Annotated in this window: 9 protein-coding genes; 4 read left to right on the forward strand and 5 right to left on the reverse strand. The window is 72.0% G+C overall.

Annotated features, from left to right (window positions below; genetic code table 11):
• Positions 1 to 103 precede the first annotated feature (103 nt).
• Positions 104 to 1,042, reverse strand: coding sequence for an NADP-dependent oxidoreductase (locus tag ABD120_RS28960; RefSeq protein ID WP_343953312.1), 939 nt, complete (start codon positions 1,040 to 1,042; stop codon positions 104 to 106).
• 173 nt (positions 1,043 to 1,215) lie between these two features.
• On the opposite strand from ABD120_RS28960, the gene ABD120_RS28965 reads away from it, so the two are divergent.
• A complete protein-coding gene (locus tag ABD120_RS28965; RefSeq protein WP_343953313.1) occupies positions 1,216 to 1,527 on the forward strand; it encodes a DUF4190 domain-containing protein in 312 nt (103 codons plus the stop codon).
• Here ABD120_RS28965 and ABD120_RS28970 read toward each other — a convergent pair.
• Positions 1,476 to 2,156 (reverse strand): TetR/AcrR family transcriptional regulator, encoded by a 681-nt coding sequence (locus ABD120_RS28970; RefSeq protein WP_343953314.1) that lies wholly within the window; start codon positions 2,154 to 2,156, stop codon positions 1,476 to 1,478. The genes ABD120_RS28965 and ABD120_RS28970 overlap by 52 nt on opposite strands.
• 54 nt (positions 2,157 to 2,210) lie before the next feature.
• On the opposite strand from ABD120_RS28970, the gene ABD120_RS28975 reads away from it, so the two are divergent.
• Positions 2,211 to 2,939: an ABC transporter ATP-binding protein gene (locus ABD120_RS28975; protein WP_343953315.1), complete on the forward strand. Its 729-nt coding sequence runs from the start codon at positions 2,211 to 2,213 to the stop codon at positions 2,937 to 2,939.
• A complete protein-coding gene (locus ABD120_RS28980) occupies positions 2,936 to 3,661 on the forward strand; it encodes an ABC transporter permease (protein WP_343953316.1) in 726 nt (241 codons plus the stop codon). Before ABD120_RS28975 ends, ABD120_RS28980 begins: the two co-directional genes overlap by 4 nt.
• On the opposite strand, the gene ABD120_RS28985 is transcribed toward ABD120_RS28980, so the two are convergent.
• Entirely contained in the window at positions 3,642 to 3,872 is a 231-nt protein-coding gene (locus ABD120_RS28985) for a hypothetical protein (RefSeq protein ID WP_343953317.1), read from the reverse strand. The two genes, ABD120_RS28980 and ABD120_RS28985, sit on opposite strands and share 20 nt — an antisense overlap.
• Before the next feature lie 5 nt (positions 3,873 to 3,877).
• Positions 3,878 to 5,236 carry a S8 family peptidase gene (locus tag ABD120_RS28990; protein WP_343953318.1) on the reverse strand — a complete coding sequence of 453 codons (1,359 nt, stop codon included), beginning with the start codon at positions 5,234 to 5,236 and terminating at the stop codon, positions 3,878 to 3,880.
• Positions 5,237 to 5,418: 182 nt separating this feature from the next.
• Between ABD120_RS28990 and ABD120_RS28995 the strand changes: the two genes are divergently transcribed.
• Positions 5,419 to 7,455 carry a spermidine synthase gene (locus tag ABD120_RS28995; protein ID WP_343953319.1) on the forward strand — a complete coding sequence of 679 codons (2,037 nt, stop codon included), beginning with the start codon at positions 5,419 to 5,421 and terminating at the stop codon, positions 7,453 to 7,455.
• Positions 7,456 to 7,683: 228 nt separating this feature from the next.
• On the opposite strand, the gene ABD120_RS29000 is transcribed toward ABD120_RS28995, so the two are convergent.
• Positions 7,684 to 9,629 (reverse strand): LCP family protein (locus tag ABD120_RS29000; RefSeq protein ID WP_343953320.1); only part of this gene is annotated, 1,946 nt, incomplete at its 5' end.

Genomic DNA, 9,629 nt, shown 5'->3' on the forward strand with positions numbered 1-9,629 from the left:
GAGTCCCCCGTCGGGTGCGCGGCGGGGTGACGGGACCGTGGCGGCCGGTGACGACGGGCGGCCCGGGGACGAGGGCGAGGCGGCCCGCGCCGTACGGGCCCGGTCACGGACGGACGACGACCTTGCCGCTGATGCGACCCGCCTCGGCGTCCCTGTGCACCTGCGCGAGCTCGGCGAACGGCCGGACCTCGGCGTCCACGCGCACCTGGCCCGCCGCCACGAGGGCGAGCAGCCCGGCGAGCTGCGCGGGGTCGTTGCGGGCGACGAAGTGGTGGGCGGCCACGCCGCTCCCGGCCGGCGGCAGGGCGGGCACGGTGACCGACACGAGCGCGCCGCCGGACCGTACGGCGGGCAGCAGTTCGCCCGGGTCGGACGGTACGGCGTGCACCAGCAGGTCCACCGGGCCCGCCAGCGCCTCCAGCACACGCTCGCGCGTGTAGTCGATGATCTGCGCGGCCCCGTAGGCGCGGACCCGCCCGGCGCTGCGCGGACCGGCGACGGCGATCACGTGGGCCTCCGCGTGGCGGGCGAGCTGGACGGCGAACATGCCGACGCCGCCGCCCGCGCCGTTGACGAGCACCCGGGTGCCCTTCTCGGTGCGGGCGTGCTCGAACAGCGCCTGCCAGGCGGTGCCCCCGGCGACGGGTACGGCCGCCGCGTGGGTGAGCGGCAGGACCGATGGGACCCGGACCATCAGGGCGGCGTCGGCGGTGAGGTACTCGGCCGTCGCGCCGCCGTCGGTCCGGCCGGTGACCGGGTCGCCGACGCGGAGGTGGGTGACGCCGGCCCCGACCTGGACGACCGTCCCCGACGCCTCGGAGCCGAGCGTGAACGGCAGCTCCACCGGGACCACGCCCCGCATCAGGCCGCCGCGGAAGCCGGTGTCCGACGGGTTGAAACCGGCGGCCGCCACCCGCACGAGCACCTGGCCGGGACCGGGGACCGGGCGCGGCACCCGGTCGTGGCGGATCGCCTCGGGCCCGCCGAAGTCGTGGATGCGGACCGCCGTCATGGCCGGGCCTGGACGGTCGTCGAAGGTCATGCTGTTGTCCCTCCCTGAAGTCGATCTTCGGATCGTACGGGCGAGGTCCGGGGCGGCCCATGCGCTCCCGTCTCGATTTCATACGAGCGCGGCTGTCCGCCCCCTGGCGTACCGGAGCTCGGCGACGTCTGCACTCAGGGGGCGGGAATGCAGATGTGATATAACCAGCGGCTATGTCGTATCCGCCACCCTATGGGCCCTATGGTCTATATGGTCCCCCGCTCACGCACCCGCAGGGGACCGCGGTCCTCGTCCTGGGCATCCTCGGCCTGGTCGCCTGCCTGCCCGTCGCCCCGTTCGCCTGGCGGATGGGCACCACCGCGCTGCGCGAGATCGACGGCAGCGGCTACGTCTACGAGAACCGGGGTCTCGTCAACGCCGGGCGCGTCTGCGGCATCGTCGGCACCTGCCTGCTGGCGGCGATCGTGATCATCTACGGCGGCTTCCTGATGCTGGCGCTGGTCGCCGCCGGCCTGTCCTCCTGACGTACGGCATAGCCCCCGATCCCCTTCTCCAGCAGGCCGAAGGCGGCCTGCACGAGCCCTCGCACGTCGGCGGCGATCTCGGCCCACGACTCGCCCTCGACCGGGCGCCAGATCGTCCGCTCGGACAGTAGTCGCACCGCGTCCATGATCTGCGCCGCCACCAGGCGCGGCGCCAGGTCGCCCGGCCCGGCGCCGGTGTCCTCGGCCAGGGTGCGCGCGAGCCGTTCGACCGTCGCCCGCTCCAGCACCCGCATGCGCGCCATGAGCGACGGGCTGGCCCGCACCATCCCCGCGAACACGTCGGCGCCCTCGTTGAGCCCGTAGCGCCAGTGGCGCGTGTCCAGCGCGTCGAGGAAGTCGCGGCGGAAGGCCGCGAGCACGCTCTCACCGGCGGCCCGCTCTCGGACCACCCTGCTCGGCAGGTCCTCGACCTCTTCCCAGCGGTCCATGAACAGGTCTTCCTTGGTGCGGAAGTAGTTGAAGACCGTGTTGACGGACACGTCGGCGGCCCGTGCGACCTCCGCGACCGTCACGCCGTCGAACCCGCGCGCCATGAACAGGCCCATGGCCAGGTCGGCGATGCGCTCACGGGTCTGGCGCTTCTTGCGCTCGCGAAGCCCTTCCTCCATGACCCCATCGTATCTATATTGCAGTGACACCAAAATTTCAGTTACCCTAAAAATATGATCACCACAAAAGGTCTGCGCAAGACCTTCAAGGGTGGTGTGGACGCGGTGCGCGGCCTCGACCTGCACGTCGGCGAAGGAGAGTGCGTCGGACTGCTCGGCCCGAACGGCGCCGGCAAGACCACGACCATGCGCATGCTCACCACCCTGCTCACCCCCACGGCGGGCACCGCGACGGTGGCGGGCCACGACCTGCTCACCGACCCCCACGGGGTGCGCACCCGCATCGGCCACGTCTCCCAGGGCGGCGGGCTGAGCCAGTTCGGCCAGGTCGGCGAGGACCTCGAACTGCACGCCATGCTGTACGGCCTGACCCGCGAACGCGCCCGCGCCCGCATCGAGGAGGTACTCGACCGGCTGGAGCTGACCGACCTGCGCACCCGCCCCGGCATCACCCTGTCCGGCGGCCGGCGCCGCCGCTTCGACCTGGCCTTCGGCCTGGTCCACGAACCCGTGCTGCTCTTCCTGGACGAGCCCACCACCGGCCTCGACCCCCAGAGCCGGGCCAACCTGTGGGAGCACATCAGGACGCTCGGCATCACCGTGCTCCTGACGACCCACTACCTCGACGAGGCCGACGCCCTGTGCGACCGGATCGTCATCGTCGACCACGGCCGCGTCGTGGCCGAGGGCACCCCGGCCGCGCTCAAGACCGGCGGGCGCACCCTCGACCAGGTCTTCCTCGACATCACCGGCCGCTCACTGCGCGAGGAGACGGCCGCGTGATCCGCCAGACCTGGCTGCTGTACCGCCACTACGTGCGCATCACCGCGCGCAGCAGGTTCGCGCTGGCCTTCAACCTGGCCCAGCCGATGTTCTACCTGGCCCTGTTCGGCCCGGTCTTCGCCACGTTCGGCGCCTGGGAGACGCTGGTGCCCGGCCTGGTGGTGCAACTCGCGCTGCTCAGCTCGGGACTCGCGGGCTTCGGCATCGTCTTCGACCAGCGCGGCGGCGTCCTCGACCGGCTGCGCGTCACCCCGGCCTCCCGGCTCGCGCTGCTGCTCGGCCGCGTCCTCGACAACACCACGGCACTGCTGGCCCAGTCGGTGCTGCTGGTGGCGGCCGGGTACGCCTTCGGGCTGCGGGCCTGGCCACCCGGCGTACTGCTGTCGCTGGTGCTCGTCGCCGCGCTCGGCATGAGTCTGGCCGCACTGTCGTACGCCGCCGCGCTGACGCTGAACGAGCAGCTGTTCGCGCCCGTGATGACCACGGCGGTGGTGCCGCTGATGCTGCTGTCGGGGACGTTCCTGCCGATGTCGATGGCGCCGGACTGGCTCGCCGCCCTGTCGTGGTTCAGTCCCTTCCGTCACGTGCTGGAGGCGATGCGCGAACTGTTCGCGGGCACGCTCGTGAGCACGACCGTGGTCGTCGGCGTCGCCGTGGTCGCGGGGCTCGCCGTGGCCGGGCTGTGGGCCGGGACCCGGGTGTTCAACCGGGAGAACGCCTAGGGGGCCCGAACGGGGAGATCTTCGGGTCGGAGAAGGGCGGGCCGGTGCGGCGGCCCGCCTCATCCGTCACCCGCAGCCCGTAGAGGCCGAGGTCGGGATCGATGAGGACCAGCCCGTAGGCCGTGTCCACCTCGTCCTCCGAAAGCCCCAGCCGCTCGATCGCGTCGGCGAGCGTCGCTCCCGAGGGCAGCCGCACGGTGATGAGGACCATGCTCCTCAGGCTACGCTCTCGGCCCTGCGCCGCAGTGCGGCGAGGATACCCGCCGTGTCGAGGATGCCGTAGCCGTAGTCGTAGTCGAAGCCCACCTCGCTGCGGTCCTCGGCCGTACGGCGCAGCAGCGCCCGCAGCTGCGCCGGCGACAGCCGCGTCGCGGGCCAGCGGGTGCGGACGGCGGCCACGAGCCCGGCGGCCACCGGGCAGGCGGCGGAGGTGCCCGAGTCCGGCTCGGCGTCGCCGAACGCCTTGGAACCGGAGAAGTGCGTGTAGGAGCACACGTCCGGCTTGCGCGCGGTCAGCCGCCCGGGGCCCTGCGAGGAGTAGCCGACGCGGCCGCCGTCGACGTCGACGCCGCCGATCGACAGCGCCTTCGGGTGGGAGTTGGCGCCGACGATCGGCCGCGCCGGATAGGCGCAGCGGCCGTCACGGCACTCGCGCCCGCAGTTGCCCGCCGCGAACAGCACGTCGGCGCCCGCCCGGTCGAGGCTGGCCACGATCAGGTTGAACGGGTGCGCCGCGTTGTCGGAGTAGTTGCCCGGATGCCCGACGGGGAAGTCCCACGACGGGGAGAACGACCCCCACGAGTTGCTGACGACCAGCGCCTTGGAGTCGGCGGGCTGGGCGTCGAGCACCGTCCGCAGGTGGGCGAAAGCGGCGATGGCGTCCGACAGCAGGCCGTCGAGGGCCGAACCGCCCGGCCGCGTCGACAGCAGCACCGGGATGTCGATCAGCGACGCCTGCGGCGCGCCGATCAGGGTGTCGAAGGCGCACATCGTGCCGTGGTCGACCGCGAACTCGCCGGGGCGGCCGTCGACGCCCGAGGGGTTCCAGCTGCGCTCGGCGTCGAGCGTGACACCGCGCCCGAGCTGGCGGGCCACATGGGCGGCGTTGATGCCGGTGTCGAGGACCGCGAGCGCCACCCCGGCGCCGTCGAGGCCCTCGGCCGCCAGCCCGGCCGCGTTGATGAGCCGTTCGACGTCGCGCCAGTCGCCGACCGGGGCGTCGCCGCCGCAGGTGAGGCTCGACTCGATGACCGGGTCGGCGAAGACGCCGACGACGTCGGGACGCAGGGTGGGCAGCATGGTCACCCGCGTGGCCAGTTCGTCGTCGGAGATCGTGCCGCGCACGAGGACGGAGGCGTCCTCGGCGGCCAGGGAGAAGTCCAGCGGCTGGTTGAGCGAGAGGGGGTCGCCACCGGCGGCGGGGACCGGCCGGGGCACCGCCACCGGGACGAAACCGGTGTCGAGCTCGACCCCGGGCAGCCCGTCGGCGACGTCGGCCGTGGTGGCGGTCTGGCCGGGATCGGCGACGGCCGCGACCAGATCGGGGGATGGGCGGAGCTGGATCAGGACCCGCATGAGAACCACCGAATGAATTGGAGGGAATGAACGTCCCAACATTCCTTCATCTCCGGGTGGGAGTCCAGCGTATCGTCAGTGTTTTGACCTGCTGAAATACGTCAAACGTCGCGAAGAGGACGACATTTGTTCTCGGGTGTCTGCCTTCCTTGGTTTCGGTCCGTAAACTACGGTGAGTCGTCATGACCACACAGGTTCAGGCGACCCCCCAGGAGTCCTCCGGCGGCCACTGGCTACCCGTCCGGCCGAGGCTCGTTCTCGCCAGCGCATTCATGTTGTTCCTCGAACTCGCGCTGATCCGGTGGACCGGCTCCAATATCGTGCACCTGAGTTATTTCACCAATTTCGTCCTTCTCGGGTCTTTTCTTGGTATAGGTCTGGGTTTTCTGCGCGTCGGGCGTTCGCGGCGCCAGCCGTATTACTCGCCGATCGTCCTCGCGGCCCTCGTTCTCGTCGTGCTGATGTTCCCGGTGACCGTCAACCGCGACACCGAGGGCGTCCTGTACTGGACGAGCCTGCACACCGAGGGCCCGCCCATCTGGGTCACGCTGCCGATCATCTTCGCGGCCGCCGCCGCCGTCGTCATGGGACCGGCCGAACTCGTCGGCCGCTGCTTCCCCGAACTGCCCCGGCTGGAGGCCTACCGCTACGACCTCGTCGGCAGCATCACCGGCATCGCCGTGTTCACCTCGCTGTCGTTCCTGTCGGCCCCGCCGCTCGTGTGGGGGGTCATCGCCGCCGTCTGCTACCTCCTCCTGCTGGTGCCGAGGCCCCGGCTGCCGTACTGGCTGTTCGCCGTCGTGCCCGCGCTGGCCGTCGTCGGGCTGCTCGCCGCCGAGTCGCTGACCGCGGGGGCGCTGTGGTCGCCGTACTACAAGGTCACCCACAAGCAGCTGCCGTACGACATCCCGGTCCACGACATCTCCGTCAACGGCATCCCCCACCAGCAGGCCATGCCCGCCGCCACCCGGCTCCAGATCGAGCGCCAGTACGCGCTGCCGTACGAGCGGTCCTCGGCCGCCCCCCGCGAGGTGCTCATCGTCGGTGCCGGCAGCGGCACCGACGTCGCCATCGCGCTGTCCAAGGGCGCCACTCGCGTCGACGCCGTCGAGATCGATCCCAAACTGCGCGAACTCGGCGGCACCCTCCACCCCGACCGCCCCTACGCCGACCCGCGCGTCACCACCCACGTCACCGACGGCCGCGCCTTCCTCGAACGCACCGACGCGAAGTACGACCTGATCCTGTTCGCGCTGCCCGACTCGCTCACCCTGGTCTCCGGGGCCAGTTCGCTGCGCCTGGAGAGCTACCTGTTCACCGAGCAGGCCATCGAGGCCGCCCGTGCCCGCCTCAAGCCCGGCGGCGCCTTCTCGATGTACAACTACTACCGCGAGAGCTGGCTCGTCGACCGGCTGGCGAGCACCGTCCAGGCCGCCTTCGGGCACAAGCCGTGCGTCGACGTCGTCAGCACCGCGGGTCAGCAGGCCGTCATCACCGCAGGGCAGACGCCGCAGGCCCAGCGGTGCGCGGCCGAGTGGACGGGCGCCGCCGCGGGCACCCCGCCGCCCGTCTCCGACGACCGGCCGTTCCTCTACCTCAAGGACAGCACCATCCCGCCGATCTACCTCATCACGCTCGGGCTCGTGCTCGCCGTCAGCCTGATCGCGGTCCGCGCCGTCGCCGGGCCGTACCGGCGCATGCGGCCGTACGCCGACCTGTTCCTGCTCGGCGTGGCCTTCCTGCTGCTGGAGACCAAGAGCGTGACCGGCTTCGCGCTGCTGTTCGGCACCACCTGGGTGGTCAACGCGATCGTCTTCGGCGGCGTCCTCGTCGCGGTGCTCGCCGCCGTCGAGGTGACCCGCCGCTTCAGGACCCCGCCGCTGCCCGTCATGTACGGTGTCCTGCTCGCCGGCCTCCTGCTGGCCTGGCTGGTACCGGACGCCTGGTTGCTGTCACTGCCGGTGCCACTGCGCGCCGTCGTGGCGGTCACCGTGGCCTTCCTGCCGATCTTCGCGGCCAACGTGGTGTTCTCCAAACGGTTTGCCGACGCGGCCGACCCCACCACGTCCTTCGGCGCCAACCTGCTGGGCGCCATGGTGGGCGGTTGCCTTGAGTACCTCGCGCTCGTCATCGGCTACCAGGGCCTGCTGATCGTGGCGGCGCTCATCTACCTCGGGGCCTTCGCCCTCATGCCGCGCAAGGCGGCGGTTCTCGCCTGACGGGAGCCACCGGTCTCGCCTGACGGGAGCCATCGGGCCGGCTGATCGCGCAGACCCGGTGGCCGGTAACCGTCGGTGAGTGAACACTCACTGTAACCGCCGGTGAGTGAGCACTCACCGGCGCGGGCGGCGGCCCCGTCCGGGACCGCCGCCCGCACGTAGCCACTACGACGGGCCCGCTCTGGCCGGTGCGGCGGCCCTGTCCGGGACCGCCGCCCGCCAAGGGGCCTACAGGCCGCAGAGCTCGTCGAGCGACTTGGCCGACTTGTTGTCGTTCGCGGTCGGCGTCTGCGTCGGATTCACCCGCGTACGGCTAGGCGTCGCCGACGGCGTTCCGCCGCTGGGCGGCCCGGACGCCGACGGGGTCCCGCCGCTGGGCGCCCCGGACGCCTTCGCCGTGAGCGTCTTGCGCGAGGGCTTCAGCGAGTCCGTGAGCGCCTTCTGCGCCGCCCGGCGGATCCTCGGCCAGTCGGGACGGCCCGGCCAGTACGTCGGCGGCACGAACTGCATGCTGGTGATCTTGGCGTCCTTGACCTTGAGCGCCAGGTCCACCACGTGCTCCACCAGCGCCCGGGGGATGTTCGTGGAGGCCATGCGCCGGGCCGCGTTGGCGATCTTGGTGAAGTTGGTGAGCACCTTCTGCGGTGTCGCCTGCTTGGTGAACGCGCCGATGACGCAGCGCTGGCGGCCCATGCGGCTGAAGTCGTCGCTGTTGACCCGTGAGCGGCCGTACCACAGGGCCTGCTCGCCGGTCAGCAGCCGCTCACCGGCCTTGATCGTGCCGGCGGTGCCGTACAGGCCGCCCCAGGGGACGTCGTGGTCGACCCGGATCCGCAGCCCGCCGATGGCGTCCACCAGGTAGGCGAAGCCGTACATGTTGATCAGGGCGTAGTGGTCGATCTTGAGGCCGAGGGTGTGGCCGATGGCGTCCATCAGCACCCGGCCGCCCCGGTTCTTGCCGCCCGCGACCTGCGGGTTGTCGTTGGCGAACTGCCACAGTTCGTTGAGCAGGCCGCCATTGGGCAACTCGGCCTGGAAGCCGTGCGGGAACGCCTTGGCCATCGGCGAGTTCGGGGGGAACCGGACGTGCTGGAGGTTGCGCGGCAGGCTGAACAGCACCGTGTTGCCCGTCGGGATGTGGATGCTGGCCACGTTCATGCTGTCGGTCCTGATGCCCTCGCGGTTGCCCGCGCCGTCGCCGCCGAGCAGCAGGAAGTTCACCCGGTCCTTGCCGTTCCAGGGGTCGTCCTCCTTGATCGGGACCGCTCCCGGCTCGGCCGGATCCTCCTTGAAGATGCCGTCGATGGCCTTCTTGGTGGTCAGGCTGGTGTCGGCGGCCCATCCGAACGGCGCCGCCACCGCCACGCACATGACGCCCGCCAGGATGCCGGTGACGATCTGGCCGGGGCGCGTGAGCTGGTTGGGCCGCAGGGCGATGTAGGAGGAGATGATCAGGGCGAACCAGACGCCGGCGCCGACCCAGGCGGCCGTGTTGACCGTGGTGAGCATGCCGGAGCTGACCAGGGCGCCCAGCCGGGAGCCGTTGGCCAGGAAGAGGCCGAGGGCCGAGAGCAGGATCACCGCGAAGGCGCTGATGAGGGCCAGCGCCGTACGGCGGTGACCGGCCCGCAGGTGGGCGGCGCCGGGCAGGATCGCCGACAGTGCGGTCCAGCCGAGGACGGCGCCGGGGGTCAGCGGCTTGGCGAAGCGGAGGCCTGCCGGAGACTTGGCGCCGCGCTTGCCCGGCTCGCCGCCGGGCGGCCGGCTCCCGCCCGTCCCGCCTGGCGGCCTGTCACCGCCCGCCCCGCCGGCCGGCGGGTTGCCGCCGGTTCTGCCCGGCGGTCTGTTCCCGCCCGATGACCGGCCTCCTCCCGTCCCGCCCGGAGACCGGCCTCCGCCTGATCCACTCGATGACCGGCTTCCGGTCGGCCCGTCCTGCGGCCGGTTCGCGTCGGACGAGCGCTTGCCCGCGCGGCCCTCGGCCGGTCGGCCCGTCGGGCCGGCGTTCTCCGGCAGGACGGCGGGCCGGTCGGCCGAGTGGGCCCCGGACGGTTGGTGCGCCGGTCGGTCGCCGGGCTCCGGCCGGTCGTCGCCCGGTGGCCGGACCGCCTGCCGGTCGCCGGACGGGTCTTCGCTTCGCGCGGCCGGGCGGCCGTCGGCGGGCGGCGCCGTAC

The sequence above is a fragment of the Nonomuraea longicatena genome, assembly GCF_039525605.1.
Lineage (GTDB): Bacteria > Actinomycetota > Actinomycetes > Streptosporangiales > Streptosporangiaceae > Nonomuraea > Nonomuraea longicatena.